The organism is Actinospineispora eucalypti (assembly GCF_039543365.1).
Lineage (GTDB): Bacteria > Actinomycetota > Actinomycetes > Mycobacteriales > Pseudonocardiaceae > Pseudonocardia > Pseudonocardia eucalypti.
This window is the reverse complement of the sequence record NZ_BAABJP010000015.1, coordinates 319122-339508: the sequence shown is the minus strand read 5'-3', so window position 1 is coordinate 339508 and position 20387 is coordinate 319122. Positions and strand designations below refer to the sequence as shown.

The 20387-nt window shown below is 70.8% G+C and carries 21 protein-coding genes; 8 read left to right on the top strand and 13 right to left on the bottom strand.

Translation table 11 applies throughout. The features are described 5' to 3' along the window. Positions 1-3 precede the first annotated feature (3 nt). Positions 4-768 (top strand): ectoine/hydroxyectoine ABC transporter ATP-binding protein EhuA, encoded by a 765-nt coding sequence (gene ehuA, locus ABEB12_RS17685; protein WP_185059330.1) that lies wholly within the window; start codon positions 4-6, stop codon positions 766-768. Here ehuA and ABEB12_RS17680 read toward each other — a convergent pair. The 8 genes from ABEB12_RS17680 to ABEB12_RS17645 all read right to left on the bottom strand — a co-directional run bounded on the left by ABEB12_RS17680 (position 752) and on the right by ABEB12_RS17645 (position 6456). Further along, positions 752-1612: a transporter substrate-binding domain-containing protein gene (locus tag ABEB12_RS17680; RefSeq protein ID WP_185059331.1), complete on the bottom strand. Its 861-nt coding sequence runs from the start codon at positions 1610-1612 to the stop codon at positions 752-754. The genes ehuA and ABEB12_RS17680 overlap by 17 nt on opposite strands. A gap of 38 nt (positions 1613-1650) precedes the next feature. Then, positions 1651-2082: a TA system VapC family ribonuclease toxin gene (locus ABEB12_RS17675; protein WP_185059332.1), complete on the bottom strand. Its 432-nt coding sequence runs from the start codon at positions 2080-2082 to the stop codon at positions 1651-1653. A gap of 1 nt (position 2083) precedes the next feature. Further along, positions 2084-2341 (bottom strand): CopG family transcriptional regulator, encoded by a 258-nt coding sequence (locus ABEB12_RS17670; protein WP_185059333.1) that lies wholly within the window; start codon positions 2339-2341, stop codon positions 2084-2086. A gap of 36 nt (positions 2342-2377) precedes the next feature. Further along, positions 2378-3151, bottom strand: coding sequence for an enoyl-CoA hydratase-related protein (locus ABEB12_RS17665; protein WP_185059334.1), 774 nt, complete (start codon positions 3149-3151; stop codon positions 2378-2380). Between the two features lie 107 nt (positions 3152-3258). Beyond that, positions 3259-3840 (bottom strand): TetR family transcriptional regulator, encoded by a 582-nt coding sequence (locus ABEB12_RS17660; protein WP_185059335.1) that lies wholly within the window; start codon positions 3838-3840, stop codon positions 3259-3261. Continuing rightward, entirely contained in the window at positions 3840-4667 is an 828-nt protein-coding gene (locus tag ABEB12_RS17655) for an alpha/beta fold hydrolase (RefSeq protein WP_185059336.1), read from the bottom strand. The genes ABEB12_RS17660 and ABEB12_RS17655 overlap by 1 nt, the downstream gene beginning before the upstream one ends. Positions 4668-4721: 54 nt before the next feature. Continuing rightward, positions 4722-5876 (bottom strand): acyl-CoA dehydrogenase family protein, encoded by a 1155-nt coding sequence (locus ABEB12_RS17650; protein ID WP_185059337.1) that lies wholly within the window; start codon positions 5874-5876, stop codon positions 4722-4724. A gap of 52 nt (positions 5877-5928) precedes the next feature. After that, complete coding sequence (locus tag ABEB12_RS17645; protein WP_345702906.1) at positions 5929-6456, bottom strand: NUDIX hydrolase; 528 nt, start codon at positions 6454-6456, stop codon at positions 5929-5931. A 26-nt stretch (positions 6457-6482) separates the two neighbouring features. Here ABEB12_RS17645 and nucS point away from each other — a divergent pair, with 26 nt between their 5' ends. The 3 genes from nucS (at position 6483) to ABEB12_RS17630 (ending at position 10801) form a co-directional block, all read left to right on the top strand. After that, positions 6483-7142 carry an endonuclease NucS gene (gene nucS / locus ABEB12_RS17640; protein ID WP_345702905.1) on the top strand — a complete coding sequence of 220 codons (660 nt, stop codon included), beginning with the start codon at positions 6483-6485 and terminating at the stop codon, positions 7140-7142. A gap of 323 nt (positions 7143-7465) precedes the next feature. Then, positions 7466-8959 (top strand): aldehyde dehydrogenase family protein, encoded by a 1494-nt coding sequence (locus ABEB12_RS17635; RefSeq protein WP_185059339.1) that lies wholly within the window; start codon positions 7466-7468, stop codon positions 8957-8959. A 57-nt stretch (positions 8960-9016) separates the two neighbouring features. Next, positions 9017-10801 (top strand): 3-hydroxybutyryl-CoA dehydrogenase, encoded by a 1785-nt coding sequence (locus ABEB12_RS17630; protein WP_185059340.1) that lies wholly within the window; start codon positions 9017-9019, stop codon positions 10799-10801. Between the two features lie 438 nt (positions 10802-11239). Here the strand turns inward: ABEB12_RS17630 and ABEB12_RS17625 are convergent, their stop codons facing one another. From ABEB12_RS17625 to mce, 3 genes are all read right to left on the bottom strand, one after another. Beyond that, positions 11240-12556, bottom strand: coding sequence for a DivIVA domain-containing protein (locus ABEB12_RS17625; RefSeq protein ID WP_185059341.1), 1317 nt, complete (start codon positions 12554-12556; stop codon positions 11240-11242). A gap of 82 nt (positions 12557-12638) precedes the next feature. Continuing rightward, positions 12639-13970: a crotonyl-CoA carboxylase/reductase gene (gene ccrA, locus ABEB12_RS17620; RefSeq protein ID WP_185059342.1), complete on the bottom strand. Its 1332-nt coding sequence runs from the start codon at positions 13968-13970 to the stop codon at positions 12639-12641. Positions 13971-14097: 127 nt separating this feature from the next. Further along, entirely contained in the window at positions 14098-14541 is a 444-nt protein-coding gene (gene mce, locus ABEB12_RS17615) for a methylmalonyl-CoA epimerase (RefSeq protein WP_185059343.1), read from the bottom strand. Positions 14542-14663: 122 nt separating this feature from the next. Between mce and ABEB12_RS17610 the strand changes: the two genes are divergently transcribed. Together ABEB12_RS17610 and meaB are read left to right on the top strand one after the other, a co-directional pair. Beyond that, on the top strand, positions 14664-15854 hold the full coding sequence (locus ABEB12_RS17610) for an acetyl-CoA C-acyltransferase (RefSeq protein WP_185059344.1): 1191 nt from the start codon (positions 14664-14666) through the stop codon (positions 15852-15854). 3 nt (positions 15855-15857) lie between these two features. Further along, positions 15858-16829 carry a methylmalonyl Co-A mutase-associated GTPase MeaB gene (meaB, locus tag ABEB12_RS17605; RefSeq protein ID WP_185059345.1) on the top strand — a complete coding sequence of 324 codons (972 nt, stop codon included), beginning with the start codon at positions 15858-15860 and terminating at the stop codon, positions 16827-16829. Between the two features lie 310 nt (positions 16830-17139). Here meaB and ABEB12_RS17600 read toward each other — a convergent pair whose 3' ends face one another. Then, on the bottom strand, positions 17140-17640 hold the full coding sequence (locus ABEB12_RS17600) for a MarR family transcriptional regulator (protein ID WP_185061151.1): 501 nt from the start codon (positions 17638-17640) through the stop codon (positions 17140-17142). Positions 17641-17730: 90 nt separating this feature from the next. Between ABEB12_RS17600 and ABEB12_RS17595 the strand changes: the two genes are divergently transcribed. After that, positions 17731-18030 (top strand): thiamine-binding protein, encoded by a 300-nt coding sequence (locus tag ABEB12_RS17595; protein ID WP_185059346.1) that lies wholly within the window; start codon positions 17731-17733, stop codon positions 18028-18030. A gap of 58 nt (positions 18031-18088) precedes the next feature. Here the strand turns inward: ABEB12_RS17595 and ABEB12_RS17590 are convergent, their stop codons facing one another. After that, positions 18089-18385: a hypothetical protein gene (locus tag ABEB12_RS17590; protein WP_185059347.1), complete on the bottom strand. Its 297-nt coding sequence runs from the start codon at positions 18383-18385 to the stop codon at positions 18089-18091. Positions 18386-18674: 289 nt separating this feature from the next. Between ABEB12_RS17590 and ABEB12_RS17585 the strand changes: the two genes are divergently transcribed. Beyond that, on the top strand, positions 18675-20387 hold the full coding sequence (locus ABEB12_RS17585; protein ID WP_185059348.1) for a methylmalonyl-CoA mutase family protein: 1713 nt from the start codon (positions 18675-18677) through the stop codon (positions 20385-20387).

Below are 20387 nucleotides of genomic sequence, written 5' to 3'. Positions count from 1 at the left end.
CCGATGATCGTCTTCGAGGGCGTGGAGAAGCGCTTCGGGGACAACGTGGTGTTGCGCGACCTGGACTTCTCCGTCCAGCCGGGGGAGCACGTCTGCCTGATCGGGCCCAGCGGCTCGGGCAAGACCACGATCCTGCGGCTGCTGATGACGCTGGAGAAGGTGAATGCCGGAAAGATCATGGTGGGCGGGGAGTGCCTGTCCCACATGGAGCGCGGCGGGAGCCTGGTGCCGGCCGACGACAAGCACTGCCGGGAGGTGCGCAAGCGGATCGGCATGGTGTTCCAGCAGTTCAACCTGTTCCCCAACATGACGGTGCGGGGCAACCTGATCGAGGCGCCGACCCGGGTGCTGGGGCTTCCCCGGGACGAGGCGAACGCCCGCGCCGCCGAGCTGCTCGACCTGGTCGGGCTGTCGGAGAAGATCGACGCTCATCCCACCGAGCTGTCCGGCGGGCAGCAGCAGCGGGTGGCCATCGCCCGCGCGCTGGCCATGCGGCCGGACGTGCTGCTGCTGGACGAGGTGACCTCGGCGCTGGACCCCGAGCTGGTGGCCGGCGTGCTGAACCTGCTCAAGCAGATCGGCGAGGACACCGACATCACCTTCCTCTGCGTGACCCACGAGATGGGTTTCGCCCGCGACTTCTCCCACCGGGTGCTGATGTTCGACTCGGGGAGGGTGATCGAGGACGCGCCGCCGGAGGCGCTGTTCACCGAGCCGCGCGAGTCGCGTACCAGGGATTTCCTGCACGCCGTTATCGGTCGGAGCTAGCTCGGCAGAGCTGTTCGGTGGTGAGGTCGCGCGGGGGCAGGTTGGCCTGGGTGACGCCGAACGGCGTGGTGATGCGCAGCCACTCCCCGGAGTCGTGCAGCCCGCCCAGCCCGGCGTCGAACGCGTCCCGCAGCTCGGTGTCGGCCGGCCGGAACGCGAACGCGGCGGCCGGCTGGGCGTCCCGCCGGGCCGTCGCCAGGGTCACCTCCAGGCCGGAACGGGGGTGCTTGCGCAGCATGGCCCGCAACGAGACGTCGGTGAGCGTGCCGACCGGCGCCCGCCCCTCGGCCACCGTCTGGAACAGCTCGCCGGGGGAGTCGATGGCCCTGATCAGGTCCGGCCGGATGCCCGCCGCGCGCGCGGCTTCGGTCTCCACGCCGCCGTCCAGCACCGCGATCGGTACTCCCGCCCTTGCCACGTCGGGAAAGCCCCGCAGCCGCAGCGGGTTGCCCTGGCGCACCAGGAACGCGGTCGGGGTGAGCACGTCCGGCCGGGAGAACGCCACCCGCGCGCAACGCGCCGGGGTGATCTGCATCGCCGCCGCCACCACGTCGTAAAGGCCCTGCTCCAACCCGTCGATGAGCTGCCCGAACGGCCGCTGCACCGCTTCCAGGGTGCGCACGCCGAGCCCGCCGAGCACCGCGCGCGCCACCTCCGGGGACTCCCCGGTGAGCCGGCCCGAGGTGTCCAGGAAGCTGAACGGCTCCTCCCCGGAGATGCCCACCCGGGCCGCGCCGTCCTCGCTCAGCCGGGCCAGCGCCGGCCGGTCGTCCGGCCCGCAGCCGGCCAATGCCGTCCCGACCCCGACCGTGGTCAGGGTGAACAGGTGACGCCGGGACAACACCCGATCACTCTAGTCGCTCGCCCCTCTTCGGGCCGCCCCTAACGTGCGACCAGCAGCAGATGCTTCACCGAGGGGAATCGGGCGAAGTCCCGGTCCAGGGTGGCGATATCACAGTGGTGCTCGGCGGCGAGCGCGGCAAGAACCGCATCGGGCACCAGATCGCCCACCGCGGCGGCCTCGGCGCAGAGCTCGCGCAGCAGGACGAGGTGACGATGGCCCGGCGCGATCGGCAGAAGGTGCGGCTGCCCGTTGATCGCGTCGATGAAGGCGAAAGCATCGGCCAGCGGGGTGGGTATCTCGAAGATGCGGCGGTTCGTGGCCAGACGCAGGAAGCTGGCCCAAACCGTGACAGGCACCGTGAACGGCTCCTCACCGGCAAGCAGGTCGTCCAACCACGGGCGGACGGTTTGGTGGTGCGGGTGGTCCTCCCGATGTGCGGCCAGCACCACGTTGACGTCCAGCAGGTACACGTCAGCGCCGGGAGTCGAGGTCGAGGCCTTCGTCGAGCGCCTCGTGCAGTGCACGGTTCGAGGCCAGGTCCAGACCAGGCTTCGGGCCGGTGCCACCACGGAAAACCGGAACGGGAGGACGTTCCGCGCGCTGTGCGGGAACGTTCAGTTCGCGCCGCAGCGCGTTGTCGATGACCTCGCCGAGGGTCTGGCCGCGCTGCTGCGCCAGCCGTTTCGCGGCCGCGAGCAGTTCGTCCGAAATCGACACCGTGGTGCGCATGATGCATAGACTAGCGCATCACGCGCATCACCGTTGCTAGTTCGGCCAGACCGGGGGGCGCTTCTCCAGGAAGGCGGCCATGCCCTCGCGGGCGCTGGCGGACTGCGACATCGCGGCCATCACCTCGAGCGCGATCGCGTAGGCGTCGGCCTCGGGGCGGTCCAGCTGCGCGTAGATCGTCTGCTTGCCGACGCCCTTGGCGAAGCGGCTGCCCCGGGTGGCGCGCACCAGCAGGTGGTCCACCGCCGCGTCCAACTGGTCGTCCGGTACCACGTGGTTGACCAGGCCCCAGTCCAGCGCGGTGCGGGCGTCCACCACGTCACCGGTGAGCGCCATCTCCATCAGCCGCTTGCGGCCGATGTTGCGGGCCACCGGGACGGCGGGGGTGTGGCAGAACCAGCCGCCCTTGCCGCCGGGCAGCGCGAACCCGGCCGACTCGGCGGCCACCGCGAGGTCGCAGGACGCCACCATCTGGCAACCGGCGGCGGTGGCCAGCGCGTGCACTCTGGCGATCACCACCTGCGGCACCGACTGCATGGTCTTCATCAGCTTGGTACACAGCCGCAGCAGCGAGCGCACCCCGCCGAGATCCCGGCTGGCCACGTCGGCGAAGTCGTGGCCGGCGGAGAACACCTTGCCCTCGCCGGCCAGCACGATCCCGGTGGCGTCGGTGCGGCCGGCGGACTCGAACGCGTCGGTCAGCTCGGCCAGCACCGGTTCGGCCAGTGAGTTGCGCCGCTCCGGCCGGTTCATGGTGATCCGGATGGTGTCGCCGTCCTGCTTGACCAAGAGGTGTTCGTAGTCCGCCATGTCTCGACGGTAACCGCCGGGAACGCGCGGGGAAAGCGCTCACCCGAGCCTGATTCAGTGGGTTCAGCACGGTGATTCAGTCACTTCTGCACGGTGGTTCAGTCACTTCAGCACCGTGATTCAGTCACTTCTGCACTGGGCACCGAAGCGTCCCGGGTGGCCAGCGCGAGGGTCGCCGCGCGCAGCTCGGGCAGTGGGCACCCGGCGTGTAGCTCGTGCAGCGCGACCTCGGCCGCCGCCGCGATCAGCAGGATGGCCACGGCACGGGGGGCCGGCCAGGCCAGGGCGCGCAGGTCGTCGTCGATCAGCTCGGCGAATGCCGCGTTGCGCGCCTGCACCAGGTCGTGCAGGCCGGCCTCGGTGCGCGCCTCCACCAGTAGCGCCTTGCTGGCCCGCTGGCGCAGGCAGCCGTCCAGGAAGGCGGCCAGCATGGCGCGCAGCCGCTCCGCACCGGGTGGGTGCTCGGCGCCGACCCGGGTGACCTGTTCGGCCAGGCCGTCGTGGAACCGGGTGTGCAGGTCGCGCAGGAAGTCCGCGCGGGCCGGCCAGTGCTGGTAGAACGAGCCCTTGGCCATCCCGGCCCTGGCTACCACGTTGTTCACCGACAGGGCGGGCAGCCCGTCGTCGGCCAGGACGTGTTCGCCGGCCTGCAGCAGGGCGGTACGGCCGGGCTCGGCCGGGCGGGCCATCAGCGGGCCACCGGGGAAAGCGGGCGGAGGAACTCCTGGACGGCGGCCAGCCACTGCCCGGGGACCTCGGCGTGCGGTTCGTGCCCGGACACGAAGGTGCGCAGCGTGGCGCCCGGGATGATCCGGGCGGCGCGGCGGCCGTCCGTCAACCGGGGCAGCACCGGGTCGCCCCAGCCCCAGGTGAGCAGCACCGGCACGCGCAGCGCGCCGACCCGCCCGCGCAGGTTGTGCGCCGGGTCGGCGAAGGAGCGCCAGATCGCCCGGTACACGCGCAGCCGCACCGGGTCGTTGCGCACCGCGTACGCCCGGCGCAGCGCCGCCCGGGCGGTAGGGGTGCGCCGCCAGGTGTATCCGCTGGCCAGCGGCCCGGCCAGTCGGGCGGCCACCCCGGGGTGCGCCATGAACCGGCAGGCCGCGCGGGTCAGCGCCGTCATCCGGCTCAACCCGCCGGGCGCGATCAGGACCAGCCCGCGCACCCGTTCCGGGTGCTCCAGCGCCTGGCGCAGCGCGGCGTATCCGCCGACGCTGTTGCCGATGAGCACCGCGTCGGGGTGCCCGGTGTGTTTCAGGATCGCGGGGAGCACCGTGTCCAGCACGCCGGCCAGCGCGGGCGCGGTGACCGCGTCCGGATCGGTTGCCGGGGAGTCCCCGTAGCCGGGCCAGTCCAGCACCGCGAGGGTGTGCGCCTCGGCCAGCGGGCCGGCGACCGCGTCGAAGTCCCGCCCGTCGCCCGGGTTGGCGTGCAGCGCCACCAGCAGCGGCCCCTTACCCCGCACCCGGACCGCCACCGCACCCAACTCCGTCGGCACCCCGAACGCATCCGTCATGACCGCACGCTATCGAATGACCGACCGGTCGGTCATTCGTCCATCAGGGTCGTCTCAGTACGACTTCGGCAGACCCAGGGTGTGTTGGGCGACGAAGTTCAGGATCATTTCCCGGCTGACCGGGGCGATCCGGGTGAGCCGAGCGGGGCCGATCAGCGTGCCGATGCCGTACTCCACGGCCAGGCCGTTCCCGCCGTGCGTCTGCACGGCGGCGTCCACCGCGGTGATCGACGCCTCGGCGGAGGCGTACTTGGCCACGTTGGCCGTCTCGCCGGCGGCCGGGTCGCCCTGGTCGTACAGCCAGGCGGCGCGCATGGTGGCCAGCCGGGCCAGCTCCACCTCGATGTGCGCCTTGGCCAGCGGGTGCGCGATGGCCTGGTGGCTGCCGATCGGCGCGCGCCAGACCGAGCGGTCGCGGGCGTAGGCCACCGCCTTGTCCAGCGCGCACCGGGCCATCCCGTTGGCGAACGCGCTGACCGTGATCCGCTCCGGGTTGAGCCCGGCGAACAGTGCGGCCAGCCCGGCCTCCTCGCCGCCGATCAACGCGTCCGGCGGCAGGTGCACGTCGTCGAAGAACATGGTGAACTGGCGTTCCGGCGCGGTGAACGCCATCTCGATCGGCTGGTAGGTCAGCCCGGGCGAGTCGGTGGGCACCAGGAACATGGCCGGCCGCAGCGTGCCCTTGGAGTCGTGCATGCGGGACACCACGAGCGTCGCGTCGGTCTCGTCGACCCCGGAGATGTAGTACTTGGTACCGGACAGCCGCCAGCCGCCCTCCGGGTCCGGCCGGGCCGAAGTGGTGATGTTGTGGGAGTTGGAGCCGGCGTCCGGCTCGGTGATCGCGAAGGACAGCTTGACCGAGCCGTCCGCGATCCCCGGCAGCCACCGCTCGCGCTGCTCCTGGGTGCCCGAGGTGGCGATCACCGAACCGGCGATGGCCGGGGAGACCACGATCAGCAGCAGCGGGCAGCCGGCGGCGGCCAGTTCCTCGGTGACGATGGCCAGCTCGACCATTCCGCCACCGCCGCCGCCGTACTCCTCGGGGATGCCCACGCCGAGAAAGCCGGACTCGCCGGCCTCCTTCCACAGCTCGGTGGTCTTCTCGCCGGCCTTGGCCTTGCGCTGGATGTAGTCCTGGCCGTACTTGGCGGCCATGGTGGCGACCGAGGAGCGCAGCATCCGCTGTTCGTCGGTCTCGGTGAAGTCCATCCGAATTACCTCCCGGTCGACATAACGCGCTTATGCTACCCGGCGGTAGCTGTCACAGCCCGTTGAGTAGCAAAAGCCCGAGCGCGGCGATGCTCTGCGCGTCGGTGATCTCCCCTCGGTTCACCATGTCGTGCACCTCGGCCCGGTCGAACCAGGCGGTGCGCATGTCCTGCTCGCTGTGCTCCCGCTCCGGCGCACCCTCGGTCAGCTCGGTGGCCAGGAAGACCCGGCCCCGCTGCGAGGACATGCCGGGTGCCACGTCCAGCAGGCCCAGCTCGGCCATCCGGCCGGCGCGCAGGCCGGTCTCCTCGCGCAGTTCCCGGCGGGCCAGCTCCAGCGGGTCGGAGTCCGCCCGGTCCGGCGCGGTGCCCTGGGGAAACTCCCACCGGCGCAGCCCCAGCGGGTAGCGGAACTGTTCCACCAGGTGCAGCCGGTCCCCGTCCAGCGGCACGATCAACGCGTAGTCCGGTTTGTCGATGACCCCGAAGATCCCGTCGGTGCCGTCGGTGCGGCGGATCTGGTCCTCGCGGACCACCATCCACGGGTTGGCGTACACCTGCCGTGTGCTCAGTCGCTCCACACCGCCGAAGGTATAGCGTGCCTCGCGTGCGACTCGTCATTGCCCGCTGCCAGGTGGACTACGTCGGCCGACTCACCGCGCACCTTCCGATGGCCCCCCGGCTGCTGCTGGTGAAGGCCGACGGTTCGGTCAGCGTGCACGCCGACGACCGTGCCTACAAACCGCTCAACTGGATGAGCCCGCCCTGCTGGCTGGAGGAAGAGCCAGGGGTGTGGACCGTGCGCAACAAGGCCGACGAGTCGCTGGTGATCACCATCGAGGAGATCCTGCACGACTCGTCGCACGAGCTGGGCGTGGATCCCGGGCTGGTCAAGGACGGCGTGGAGGCGCACCTGCAGGAGCTGCTGGCCGAGCGCCCGGACACCCTCGGCGAGGGGTTGACGCTGATCAGGCGCGAGTACCCGACCGCGATCGGCCCGGTGGACCTGCTCTGCCGCAGCGCCGAGGGCGGCACGGTCGCGGTGGAGGTGAAACGGCGCGGCGAGATCGACGGCGTGGAGCAGCTGACCCGCTACCTGGAGCTGCTGGGCCGCGACCCGCTGCTGTCCCCGGTGGTCGGCGTGTTCGCCGCCCAACAGATCAAGCCCCAGGCCCGCACCCTCGCCACCGACCGCGGCATCCGCTGCGTCACCGTCGACTACGACGCCCTACGCGGCGCCGAACGCAACGACCTCCGCCTCTTCTAACCCCGCCCGCACCTGATTCAGTGGGTTCAGCACGGTGATTCAGTGGGTTCAGCAGTGTGATTCAGTCACTTCAGCAGTGTGATTCAGTCACTTCTGCCCGCCCGACGCGCCAGAAGTGACTGAACCAGCGTGCTGAACCCACTGAATCAGGTTGGGGGTGCCGCCTGGCGACGACGTCTGCCGCCTGTCGACAGTGTGTCGACTCACCGGGCGCAACCGGAGGCGGAAAGTGCCGCGCGTGTCACGCTTCGGCGAAATCGCCGCCGGGTAGCACGTAGGCTCGACCGCGCGGCGGGGACAGTTGTTGCCGGGGAGGTCAGACAATGACGCAGACCGAGGACGCGGCGGCCACCGGCGTGGCCGAGACGTTCGACTCCGTCGATCCTCGCACCGGCGAGGTGGTCGGCAGCTACCCGGTGCACGGCGCCGCCGAGGTGAACGAGGCGGTGGCCCGGGCGCGTGAGGCGGGGCACTGGTGGGCCGGACTCGGGTTCGCCGGCCGGCGCAAGCTGCTCGGCGCATGGCGGAAGCTGCTGGTGGCGAGGCTGGACGAGCTGGCCGACGCGGTTTCGGCCGAGACCGGCAAGCCGCGCGACGACGCCCGCCTGGAGCTGGTGCTCGCGGTGGACCACCTGGCCTGGGCGGCGCGCAACGCGCGGCGGGTGCTGGGCCGGCGGAAGGTGGGCGCCGGGCTGCTGATGAGCAACCAGAGCGCCACGCTGGCCTACCCGCCGTTCGGCGTGGTCGGGGTGATCGGGCCGTGGAACTACCCGGTGTTCACCCCGATGGGGTCGATCGCCTACGCGCTGGCCGCCGGCAACGCGGTCGTCTTCAAGCCGTCGGAGCTGACCCCCGGGATCGGCCACCTGCTGGCCGACACGCTGGCCGAGGTCGTGGAGCATCCGGTGCTGCAGGTGGTGACCGGGTTCGGGGACACCGGTGCGGCGCTGTGTCGTTCCGGGGTGGGCAAGCTGGCGTTCACCGGCTCCACGGCGACCGGCCGGCGGGTGATGGCGACCTGCGCGGAGACGCTGACCCCGGTGCTCATCGAGTGCGGCGGCAAGGACCCGCTGATCGTGGACGAGGACGCCGACCTGGAAGCCGCCGCCGAGGCCACCGTCTGGGGCGCCATGTCCAACGCCGGCCAGACCTGCGTCGGCGTCGAGCGGGTGTACGTGGTCGAGCCCGTGGCCGACGAGTTCATCCAGATGGTTGTGGAGCAGGCCAAGGCGCTGCGCCCCGGGGGTGAACCGACCGCCGACTTCGGCCCGATGACCATGCCGTCGCAGGTGGACGTGGTGGCCGGGCAGCTGGCCGACGCGGTGGACCGGGGCGCCCGGGTGCTGGTCGGCGGCGAGGCCTCGATCCGCCCGCCGTACGTCGAGCCGGTGGTGCTCACCGACGTGCCCGAGGACGCCGACGCGATCACCAGGGAGACCTTCGGCCCGCTGCTCGCGGTGAACCGGGTGCCCGACATCGAGGACGCCATCGGCAAGGCCAACGCCACCGCGTACGGGTTGGGCGCCTCGGTGTTCTCGGCCAAGCGCGGCGAGCAGATCGCCGCCCGGCTGCGCTGCGGGATGGTCGCGGTGAACGGGGTGATCAGCTTCGCGGCGGTGCCCGCGCTGCCGTTCGGCGGGGTGGGCGACTCGGGCTTCGGGCGCATCCACGGCGACGACGGGCTGCGCGAGTTTGCCCGCGCGCAGTCGGTCACCCGGCAGCGGTTCGCCCCGCCGATCGCGGTGACCACATTCAACCGGGGTGCCCGGGCGATGGACCGAATGTTGGCGCTGGTTCGCGCAAGGTACGGGCGCTAACTATACTTACCGCCGAGTAACCCGATCCCGAGGTGCAAGTACCGAGGAGGTAGCGGCGTGGCGCGTGAGTTCGAGGTCGTCGGAGTGGTCGGCCTGGGCACCATGGGTGCCGGCATTGCCGAGGTGTTCGCGCGCAACGGCCTGCGGGTGGTGGGCGTGGAGCTGGACGACGCCGCGATCGCCCGCGCGCGGACCCACCTGGAGCATTCCACCGCCCGGGCCACCGAGCGGGGCAAGCTCACCGAGCAGGACGCCGGCGCGCTGCTCGAGCGCATCTCGATGACCACCGACCTGAACGACCTCTCCGAGGTGGACCTGGTCATCGAGGCGGTGCCGGAGCGCCTGGACCTCAAGGCGGAGATCTTCGCCGCCGTTGACAAGATCGTCCGGCCGGACGTGGTGCTGGCCTCGAACACCTCCTCGCTGTCGCTCACCGAGCTGTCGGTGCGCACCGGCCGCCCGGCCCGGGTGGTCGGCATGCACTTCTTCAACCCGGCGCCGGTGCAGCAGCTGGTCGAGCTGGTGCGCACCGTGGTCACCGAGCAGGACGTGGTGGACGACATGGTCGCGTTCGCCGGGCGGATCGGGAAGGTGCCGGTGGTGATCGGCGACCGGGCCGGGTTCATCGCCAACGCCCTGTTGTTCGGCTACCTGAACCACGCGGCGCGGATGTTCGAGGAACGCTACGCCAGCCGGGAGGATATCGACGCGGCCATGCGGTTCGGCTGCGGCTACCCGATGGGGCCGCTGGCGCTGCTCGACCTGATCGGGCTGGACACCGCGTACGAGATCTTGATGACGATGTACAACCAGTCCAAGAACCTCATGCACGCGCCCACCCCGGTGTTCAAGCAGATGATCACCGCCGGGCTGCTCGGCCGGAAGAGCGGGCGCGGCTTCTACAGCTACGACGGCCCGGACTCGCCCAAGGTCGTGGCCGACGCGCACTCCCCGGCCGATGGCGCGGCGGACGCGGTGTCCGGGCGCCCGGTGCAGCTGGTCGGCGTGGTCGGCACCGGCACCATGGCCACCGGCATCGTGGAGGTGCTGGCCAAGGCCGGCCTGGACGTGGTGGTGCGCGGCCGGTCCGAGGGCAAGATCGAGGCGGCGGTCGGCGCGGTGAAGCGCTCGCTGGACAAGGCGGTGGTGCGCGGCCGGCTGTCCGAGGAGGACCGGGAGGCGGCGATCGCCCGGATCCGGGCCACGGTCAACCTGGAGGACATGGCCGACTGTGACCTGGTCATCGAGGCGGTGGCCGAGGAGATCGACATCAAGCGCGCCGTGTTCGAGACGCTGGACGAGGTGTGCAAGCCGGGCGCGATCCTGGCCACCACCACGTCCTCCCTGCCGGTGATCGACTGCGCGGCGGCGACCGCGCGGGCCGGCGACGTGGTCGGCCTGCACTTCTTCAACCCCGCTCAGGTGATGAAGCTGGTCGAGGTGGTCAGTACCATCGCCACCGCGCCCGACGTGGTGGCCACCGCGCGCGAGCTGTGCACCCGGCTGCGCAAGCACGCGGTGTTCTGCGGCGACCGCGCCGGCTTCATCGTGAACGCGCTGCTGTTTCCGTACCTGAACGACGCGGTGAAGATGCTGGAGGCGCACTACGCCAGCGCCGACGACATCGACGCCGCCATGAAGACCGGTTGCGCGCTGCCGATGGGCCCCTTCGAGCTGCTCGACGTGGTCGGCCTGGACGTCTCCCTGGCCATCGAGCAGACCCTCTACCAGGAGTTCCGCATGGCCGGTTACGCCCCCGCGCCCTTGCTGGAGCACCTGGTCACCGCCGGCCGCCTGGGCCGGAAAACCGGGCAGGGGTTCCGCGACTACTCGGCTCGCTGAACGTCCCTCGGCCCGGCGGTTTCGTGCGGTGCCGGTTTAGGGATCGCTTGGACGGCCGCGGCTGGGCGGTCTTCCGTGGCTCGGGTGCGGCCCGGCGCGTTTGGGTAGTTCGTCAAGCGGGTGTGGCTGGCGTGGCCAGTGGGAGAGGTTTTCATGGTCAGCATGACACGGTGGTTGCTCCAGCCGCCGGGAAGCAACCACGATGTCATGTTGACCATGTAATCGGTGATCCTCAGGCAACCTGGGCTGGCCTGAGGCCTCACAACGACGCTGAGTGCCTGCTGATCATGAAAGCCCACAGGCGGCACCCGAGCCACGGAAGACCGCCCAGCCGCGGCCGTCCAAAGCCATCCCTAGAACCGGCACCGCGCCGACCGGCAGCCGAGAACGGCCGCTCAACCGGTGGACCGCCGGCCGGGTGACGGCCGGCGGTCCCGATCAGCGTGCGGGCGTGGGTGAGGGGCGCTTGTCCCGGACGGCCCTCGGCTCCGAGCTGGGGCGGGGAATGGGCCGGGGGATGGACGGCGTGTCCGCCTCGTCCTGCTCGGGCTCGGCCGAGCCGTCCGAAGTGACCTTCTCCGACCGATCGGCCTTGTCCAGTGCGGGCAGCGTCTGGTCCAGCAGGCCGCGCACCTCGCTGAGCTGGGCGGTGAGCCGGTCGCGCACCGACTCCAGCTGGGCGACCCGGCCTTCGGCGGCCTCCAGCATGGCCTTCGAGCTGCGCTCGGCCTCGGAGGTGAGCTGGTCGGCCTTGGCCCTGGCCTCGCTGGTCATCCGCTCCGCGTTGGTGCGCGCCTCGGTGGTGACGTGCTCGGCGAGGGCATTGGCCTCGCTGGTCGTCCGCTTGGCGTTGGCGTTGGTCTCGGTGGTCAGCCGCTCCGCCGCCGTGCGGGCCTCGGTGGTCACCCGCTCGGCGCTGGCCTGCGCCTCGGTGGTCATCCGGTCCGCGTTGGCCCGGGCCTCCTCGACCATCTTCTTGGCGTTCTCCCGGGCCTCGGTGCGCACCCGGTTCACCTCGGCCTGGGCCTCCGTGCGGGACCGTTCGATGGCGGACACGGCCTCGGTGCGCCGGGTCGTCATCGCGATCTCGAAGTCCTCCTCCACCTGGGCGCGCTTGCTGGCGCTCTGCTCGTCCAGCCGGCGCCGCTCCTGCTCGGTGTCCCGGCGCAGCCGCTCGACCTCGGCGGTGGAGGTGTTGCGCAGCCGGTCGGCCTCCTCGGCCGCCTCGGTGGTCACCCGCTTGGCCTCGGCGGCGGCCTCGGTGGTCACCCGCTTCGCCTCGTCCCGCGCCTCGGTGAGCACCCGCTCCCGCTCGGCCTTCAGGCGCTCGCGGTCCTGCTCCAACTGCTTGCGCCCCGCTTCCAGGCGCTTGGGCAGGTCGCCGGCCTCGGCGTGGGCGCGGGCCACGATGTCGGCGGACTCGGTCTCGGACTGCTTGCGCCGCTCCTCGACCTCCTCCTGGGCCAGCCGGAGCATGGTCTGCACCCGCTCGCTCATGCCCTCCACGCTGTCCGGCGCGGTGGACATCCGGCGCAGCTGCACCTTTAACCGGTCCGTCTCCGCCCAGGCCACATTCACCTGTCGGGTGAGTTGGCCGTTCTGCTCCACCGCCGCGTCGCGGTCGGCGGTCAACATGCGCAGGTGGGCGAAGAGATCCCGGAGGTAATCATCGACCTGTTGAGGGTCGTAGCCCCGACGCTTGGTCGGGAAAGCCGATCCGGGCCCCTCGGGCAGATGATCAGTGCCAGCTGACATGGCGCCTACCGTACTAGCCCTGCGTCACACCGTCGTGGCCGGGATAATCACCCACCTGGATGGCTTTACGGCGCGTCGTCGACTACACGCCGCGAAATCTGTTGATCTCGCTCAGGTGGCGCTCACGAAGCTCGGTGTTGCGCACGCCCAGCCCCTCCTCCGGGGACAGGCAGAGCACGCCGACCTTGCCCTGGTGGGTGTTCTGGTGGACGTCGTACGCGGCCTGCCCGGTCTCCGCCAGCGGGTACACCCGCGACAGCGTCGGGTGGATCTGGCCCTTGGCGATCAGCCGGTTGGCCTCCCAGGCCTCGCGGTAGTTGGCGAAGTGCGAGCCGACGATCCGCTTCAGGTTCATCCAGAGGTAGCGGTTGTCGTACACGTGCTCGTAGCCGCTGGTGGAGGCGCAGGTGACGATCGTGCCACCCTTGCGCGCCACGTAGATGCTGGCGCCGAAGGTCTCGCGGCCCGGGTGCTCGAACACGATGTCCGGGTCGTCACCACCGGTCAGCTCGCGGATTCGGGCGCCGAAGCGCTTCCACTCCTTGGGGTCCTGGTTGTGCTCGTCCTTCCAGAACTTGTAGCCCTCGGCGGCCCGGTCGATCACCAGCTCCGCGCCCATCTTGCGGCAGATCTCCGCCTTCTCCGGGGACGAGACCACGCACACCGGGGTGGCGCCGCCGTTCAGCGCGAACTGGGTGGCGTACGAGCCGAGGCCGCCGGAGGCGCCCCAGACCAGCACCGTGTCGCCCTGCTTCATGTCGGCCCCGTTGCGGGAGACCAGCTGGCGGTAGGCGGTGGAGTTGACCAGCCCGGGGCTGGCCGCCTCCTCCCAGGAGAGGTGCTTCGGCTTGGGCATCAGCTGGTTGGCCTTGACCAGGCCCAGCTCGGCCAGGCCGCCGAAGTTGGTCTCGAAGCCCCAGATCCGCTGCTCGGGGTCCATCATCGTGTCGCCGTGCCCGTCCGGGCTCTCCAGCTCGACGGAAAGGCAGTGCGCGACGACCTCGTCGCCCGGCTTCCACGCGTGCACGCCGGGGCCGGTGCGCACCACGACGCCGGCCAGGTCGGAGCCGACCACGTGGTAGGGCAGGTCGTGCCGCTTGGCCAGCTCGGACAGCCGCCCGTAGCGCTTCAGGAAGCCGAAGGTGGACATCGGCTCGAAGATCGAAGTCCACACGGTGTTGTAGTTGATCGCGCTGGCCATGACCGCGACCAAAGCCTCACCGGGGCCGAGCTCCGGGGTGGCCACCTCGTCCAGGTGCAGGCTCTTGCGCGGATCCTTCTCCCGGCTGGGCATCCCGGCGAACATGTCCACCTCGTCCGCCCGGACGGTGATGCCTCGGTAGTGGTCGGGAACTGGCAGCCCGGCGATCGCGTCGAGCTGGTCAGCAAGGATTGCGTCGCGGAACTCCTGCACGCCGTGCCTCCCGGTCGGTCGCGGCGGCCATCAACCCAGCCGCCCTGCTTGGGATATCAAACGCTACCGGCGGGTAGTGAGTTACGACAGGGCCGTGTGAGCTATGTCGCCCTTCAGTGGTGCTCGGTCAGTGGTGCTCGGCCGAAGGCTGCACCAGCTCGACCAGCACCCCGCCCGCGTCCTTCGGGTGCACGAAGTTCACCCGGGAGTTGGCGGTGCCCCGCTTCGGCGCCTCGTAGAGCAGCCGGATTCCCTTCTCCCGCAGCCGCGCACTGGTCGCCTCGATGTCCGCCACCCGGTACGCCATCTGCTGCATGCCGGGGCCGTTGCGGCCGATGAACTTGGCGATCGTGGAGTTCTCGTCCAGTGGCGCGAGCAACTGCACGGCCGGGCCGCCGGCGTCCCCGGGGGCGCTGAGCATGGCCTCGCGGACGCCCTGTTCCTCGTTCACCTCGACGTGCGTGGCGACCAGTCCGAACGCGTCCGCGTACCACTGGATGGCGGCGTCCAGGTCCGGTACGGCGATGCCGACGTGGTCGATGGTGGTGACTGCCCCGTGCAAGGTGTCCATTTGGGAAACCTAACTGACCCTGGTCGAGTGTGCTCGCGTTCACCCAGGCATGTGACGGTCGGCCCGGGTATCGTCTGGGAAACCAATCGCCCTGAACGTCGCCGTAGTCGTTGGAGGCCCTCGTGTCCCAGTCCGTGATCGTCGCCGGTGCCCGCACCCCGATGGGCCGGATGCTCGGCTCGCTCAAGGACTTCTCCGGCGCCCAACTCGGCGGCGTGGCGATCAAGGCGGCGCTGGAGCGCGCCGGCATCACCGGCGACCAGGTGCAGTACGTGATCATGGGTCAGGTGCTCACCGCCGGGGCCGGCCAGATCCCCGCCCGGCAGGCCGCGGTGGCCGGCGGCATCCCGATGGACGTGCCGTCGCTGACCATCAACAAGGTCTGCCTGTCCGGCATCGACGCGATCGCGCTGGCCGACCAGCTGATCCGGGCCGGCGAGTTCGACATCGTGGTGGCCGGTGGCCAGGAGTCCATGACCCAGGCGCCGCACCTGCTGGCCAAGTCCCGCGAGGGCTACAAGTTCGGCGAGGTCACCGCGCTGGACCACATGGCGCACGACGGGCTGTTCTGCGCGTTCGACCAGTGCGCGATGGGCGCCTCCACGGAGAAGTTCAACTCCCGCTACGAGCTGAGCCGGGCCGACCAGGACGAGTTCGCCGCCCGCTCCCACCAGCTGGCCGCCAAGGCCGCCGCCGGCGGGATCTTCGCCGAGGAGATCGCGCCGGTCAGCGTGCCGCAGCGCAAGGGCGACCCGAAGATCGTGGACACCGACGAGGGCGTGCGCGGGGACACCACGGCCGACAGCCTGGCCAGGCTGCGCCCGGCGTTCTCCGCCGACGGCACCATCACCGCCGGCTCGGCTTCGCAGATCTCCGACGGAGCGGCCGCCGTCGTGGTGATGAGCAAGGCTAAAGCCGAGGAGCTGGGCCTGGCCTGGCTGGCCGAGATCGGCGCGCACGGCGTGGTGGCCGGCCCGGACGCCAGCCTGCACGAGCAGCCGGCCAACGCCATCGTGGCCGCCTGCGCCAAGGAGGGCGTCGCGCCGGCCGACCTGGACCTGATCGAGATCAACGAGGCGTTCGCCGCCGTCGGCCTGGTCTCCACCCGCAAGCTGGGCGTGGACGCCGACAAGGTGAACGTGAACGGCGGCGCGATCGCGCTGGGCCACCCGATCGGCATGTCCGGCGCACGGATCGCCCTGCACCTGGCGCTGGAGCTGCGCCGCCGGGGCGGTGGCGTCGGCGCGGCCGCGCTGTGCGGCGGTGGTGGCCAGGGCGACGCGCTGGTGCTCCGGGTCCCGGCTCAGAACTGAGACATGGCTCGTCAGCTGGCCGTAGCCGACCTGGTCGCCCGGGCGCGGGAAGGTGATCCGCGCTCGGTGGCCCGGCTCATCTCCATGGTCGAGGACGACAGTCCCCGGCTGCGCGAGGTGGCCGCCGCGCTCGCCCCGTTCACCGGCCGGGCCCAGGTGGTCGGGCTGACCGGATCGCCGGGGGTCGGCAAGTCCACCAGTACGTCCGCGCTGGTCGGCGCGCTGCGGGCGCGCGGCAGCCGGGTGGGGGTGCTGGCCGTCGACCCGTCCTCACCGTTCTCCGGCGGCGCGCTGCTCGGCGACCGGGTGCGCATGCAGGAGCACGCGGTGGACGGCGGCGTGTTCATCCGGTCCATGGCCACCCGGGGGCACCTCGGCGGCCTGGCCGGCGCCACGCCGCAGGCGCTGCGCGTGCTGGACGCGGCCGGCTGCGACATCGTGCTGGTGGAGACGGTCGGGGTGGGCCAGTCGGAGATCGAGGTGGTCTCCATGGCCGACACCACCGTGGTACTGCTTGCGCCGGGCATGGGCGACGGCATCCAGGCGGCCAAGGCCGGCATCCTGGAGATCGCGGACGTGTTCGTGGTGAACAAGGCCGACCGGGACGGCGCCGACCAGACCGTGCGGGATTTGCGCTACATGCTGTCGCTGGGCCCGCGCCGGGAGCGCGACGACTCGGTCTGGAAGCCCCCGATCGTGAAGACGATCGCGGCGAAGGGCCAGGGCATCTCCGACGTGCTGGACGAGCTGGACCGGCACCGCGAGTGGATGGACCGCACCGGCGAGCGGGACCGCAGGCGTCAGGCCCGCGCCGAGACGGAGATCGAGGCGATCGCGCTGGCCCAGCTGCGCGCCCGGATCGGCGACATCCGTGGCGGAGGCACCCTGCCGGAACTGGCCAAGAAGGTGGTCGCCGGGGAGCTGGACCCCTACGGGGCGGCCGACGACCTGGTCGAGTCACTCGCGTCGGGTTGAGTTCGGTGCCGGTTCAAGGAGCGGCTTGGACGGCCCCGGTTGGGTGGTCTGCCGCGGCTTGGGTGCCGGCAGGCAATCCGTGATCATCAGGACATGGTGGTCGTTTGGGGGGTCCCCAGGCGACCATGGTGTCCTGATGACCATGAAATCGGTGATCATCAGGACACCCCGCGCGGCACCAAGGGGGTGATCGCGGTTTCAGGCGGTCAAGCAACAATATGCGCCTCGAACCGAACGCCAGCGCCCGCGCCGCGGCAGACCAACCCACCGGCGGCCGTCCAAGCCGGTCTTTGAACCGCCACTCACCCGGTCAGGCGAAGTCGCCGGCGGCGCGGCGGACCCGTTCCAGCAGGTCGGTGAGCTGGTCGGCCTGCCGCGCGGTGAGGCCGACCAGGCCGAACTCGATCTCGGTCACCGACTTGGTGGCGGCCTCGCGTCGCGCCTCGCCGTCCTCCGTCATCTCGACCAGGGTGGCCCGGCGGTCGCTCGGGTGGGGAATGCGCCGGACCAGGCCGTCGGCCTCCAGCCGGTCGACGATGTTGGTCACGCTGGTCGGGTGCAGCTGCAGCCGCTCGCCCATCACCCGCATCGGCAGGTTGCCCTGGCGGGCGAAGCTGAGCAGGATCAGCGCCTCGTAGCGGGCGAAGGTGAGGCCGTGCGGGCGCAGCGCGCCGTCCACGGCGGAGAGCAGGATCTGCTGCACCCGCATGATGCTGGTCGTCGCGGCCATCGCGCCGGAAGGCCCGATCCGCTTCTGCCACAGCGACGCGGCGCGCTCGATCGGGTCGAACGGGAGTGGGTCGCGCGGCATCATGGACTCCGACGCTATCAGCGTGCGTTGCGGGCAACATCGATTCTGTGGCGAACAGCGCCGCCGCGCGTCGTGCGGCACGCTGGGGGAATGCTCATTGCGTTCAGCGTGGCGCCGTCCGGCGGCGGATCAGACAGCGTTGGCGAGATCGTCGCGGAGGCGGTCCGGGTGGTCCGGGAGTCCGGGCTGCCGCACGAGACCACGTCCATGTTCACCACCATCGAGGCGGAGACCTGGGACGAGGGGATGGAAGTGGTGAAGCGGGCCGTCGCGGCGGTGCAGGCCCGCGCGCCGAGGGTCAGCCTGGTGCTCAAGGCGGACATCAGGCCTGGTCACACCGGTCAGCTCAGCGCAAAGGTGGAGCGGATCAACCAGGCGCTGGAGGGCTGAACACGGGTGAGCCGCCGGCCTCGATCGCGCTGGCCGGCGGCTCACCCGGGTAACCCGCTCAGATCTTGCCGGTGGCCCTCAGGAAGAAGAAGGTCGCGGCGGCCAGGGCGAGCACGGCCGCGCCCAGGCCGATCTTGGCGTTGTTGGCGGAGTCGGGGCGGCGGAGGCCGAGCACGGCCACCACGATCGCCACCGCACCGAGAACCCAGCCCAGCACCGGGACCAGGCCGGAACCGGCCAGGGCCACCAGGCCCAGCACCAGCGCCGCGATGCCGATCGGGCCGTTGGCCGGCTTGTCGGCGTTCTTGCGGGCGTCGGCCACCAGCTGCTCGGCGACCGGGTTGTCCGAGGTCATTCGAGTTCCTCTCCAGAAAATCATGTCACTGACGGTCAGGGAGCGGTCGACCATCGGCGTCCCCGAACCGATTTTCGACGGCCGTAGGGCGAAGTACACCCCAACCGTGACCAACGATGCCAGGTGGGCGTTGGTGCTCCGCCAGTCGCGTGATTCTTACGTGCGGTCAATTCTCAGATACTGCGGTGAGTGACCGGCCCCACCCTCTACTGAAAAAGCTAGGACGTCCGACTATTATCCTTCCTAGTAAGCTCGCTGTGCCATCAGTAACGAGGCCGGAGGTACCGCCGTGACCGACACCAGCCCCAAGGCCGGAGAACTGCGCTGGCGGGAGCGCTACGCGGAGGCCGAGCGCACCGGCAAGATCCGCGACGCCGACTTCACCACCCTGTCGGGGGTCGAGGTGGAGCCGGTCTACGGCCCGCGCGAGGGCGAGACGGTCCAGGACTTCGAGCGGATCGGCTGGCCGGGCGAGTTCCCGTTCACCCGGGGGTTGCACGCGTCCGGGTACCGGGGGCGGAACTGGACGGTGCGCCAGTTCGCCGGGTTCGGCAACGCCGAGCAGACCAACAAGCGGTTCCGGGACATCCTGGCCGGCGGGGGCGGCGGGCTGTCCGTGGCCTTCGACATGCCCACCCTGATGGGGCGCGACTCGGACGACCCGCGCAGCCTGGGCGAGGTCGGGCACTGCGGCGTGGCCATCGACTCGGCCGCCGACATGGACGTGCTGTTCCGGGACATCCCGCTGGAGCAGGTCACCACCTCGATGACCATCTCCGGGCCGGCGGTGCCGGTGTTCGTGATGTATCTGGTCGCCGCCGAGCGGCAGGGCGCCGACCTGTCCAAGCTGGACGGCACCCTGCAGACCGACATCTACAAGGAGTACATCGCGCAGAAGGAGTGGCTGTTCGAGCCCGAGCCGCACATCCGGCTGATCGGTGACCTGATGGAGTACTGCGTCCACCAGATCCCGCGCTACAAGCCGCTGTCGGTGTCCGGCTACCACATCCGGGAGGCCGGCACGACCGCCGCGCAGGAGCTGGCGTTCACCCTGGCCGACGGTTTCGGCTACGTGGAGCTGGGCCTCTCCCGGGGCCTGGACATCGAGAAGTTCGCGCCCGGCCTGAGCTTCTTCTTCGACGCGCACATCGACTTCTTCGAGGAGATCGCCAAGTTCCGCGCCGCCCGGCGCATCTGGGCGCGCTGGCTGCGGGACGTGTACGGGGCCAAGTCGGCCAAGGCGCAGCAGCTGCGCTTCCACACCCAGACCGCCGGGGTGTCGCTCACCGCGCAGCAGCCGGACAACAACGTGGTGCGCACCGCGATCGAGGCGCTGGCCGCGATCCTCGGCGGCACCCAGTCGCTGCACACCAACGCGCTGGACGAGGTGCTCGCGCTGCCCAGCGACCGGGCCGCCAAGATCGCGCTGCGCACCCAGCACGTGCTGGCCGAGGAGACCGGGGTGACCAACGTGGTCGACCCGCTGGGTGGCTCCTGGTACGTGGAGGCGCTCACCGACAAGATCGAGGCCGAGGCGGAGCACATCTTCGACCGGATCAAGGACATGGCCCGCCAGGCCGTGCCCTCGGGCAACCACCCGATCGGCGAGATGACCTCCGGCATCCTGCGCGGCATCGAGGACGGCTGGTTCACCGGGGAGAGCGCCGACTCGGCGTTCATCTACCAGCAGGCCCTGGAGAAGGGCGAGAAGAAGCAGGTCGGCGTCAACGTGCACACCTCGGACGACGACGAGGAGCTGGAGATCCTGCGCATCTCCCACCAGGTCGAGCTGGACCAGCGGGAGGCGCTGGGGCAGCGCAAGCGCGGGCGCGACGAGGCCGAGGTGCGGCGCCGGTTGTCCGAGATGGTCGCGGTGGCCCGGGGCAGCGGCAACCTGGTCGAGCCCATGTTGCACGCGGCCCGTGCGGAGGCCACGCTGGGGGAGATCTGCGGTGTGCTGAAGGAGGAGTGGGGGGAATACCGTGAGCCGGCCCGGTTCTGA

Bases quoted from the DNA above. Each gene is read 5' to 3' on its own strand.
- ehuA (WP_185059330.1), top strand. From the start codon at position 4: ATGATCGTCTTCGAGGGCGTGGAGAAGCGCTTCGGGGACAACGTGGTG.
- ABEB12_RS17670 (WP_185059333.1), bottom strand. From the start codon at position 2,341: ATGCGCACCACGGTGTCGATTTCGGACGAACTGCTCGCGGCCGCGAAA.
- ABEB12_RS17665 (WP_185059334.1), bottom strand. From the start codon at position 3,151: ATGGCGGACTACGAACACCTCTTGGTCAAGCAGGACGGCGACACCATC.
- ABEB12_RS17660 (WP_185059335.1), bottom strand. From the start codon at position 3,840: ATGGCCCGCCCGGCCGAGCCCGGCCGTACCGCCCTGCTGCAGGCCGGC.
- ABEB12_RS17655 (WP_185059336.1), bottom strand. From the start codon at position 4,667: ATGACGGATGCGTTCGGGGTGCCGACGGAGTTGGGTGCGGTGGCGGTC.
- ABEB12_RS17650 (WP_185059337.1), bottom strand. From the start codon at position 5,876: ATGGACTTCACCGAGACCGACGAACAGCGGATGCTGCGCTCCTCGGTC.
- ABEB12_RS17635 (WP_185059339.1), top strand. From the start codon at position 7,466: ATGACGCAGACCGAGGACGCGGCGGCCACCGGCGTGGCCGAGACGTTC.
- ABEB12_RS17625 (WP_185059341.1), bottom strand. From the start codon at position 12,556: ATGTCAGCTGGCACTGATCATCTGCCCGAGGGGCCCGGATCGGCTTTC.
- mce (WP_185059343.1), bottom strand. From the start codon at position 14,541: ATGGACACCTTGCACGGGGCAGTCACCACCATCGACCACGTCGGCATC.
- meaB (WP_185059345.1), top strand. From the start codon at position 15,858: ATGGCTCGTCAGCTGGCCGTAGCCGACCTGGTCGCCCGGGCGCGGGAA.
- ABEB12_RS17600 (WP_185061151.1), bottom strand. From the start codon at position 17,640: ATGCCGCGCGACCCACTCCCGTTCGACCCGATCGAGCGCGCCGCGTCG.
- ABEB12_RS17595 (WP_185059346.1), top strand. From the start codon at position 17,731: ATGCTCATTGCGTTCAGCGTGGCGCCGTCCGGCGGCGGATCAGACAGC.
- ABEB12_RS17590 (WP_185059347.1), bottom strand. From the start codon at position 18,385: ATGACCTCGGACAACCCGGTCGCCGAGCAGCTGGTGGCCGACGCCCGC.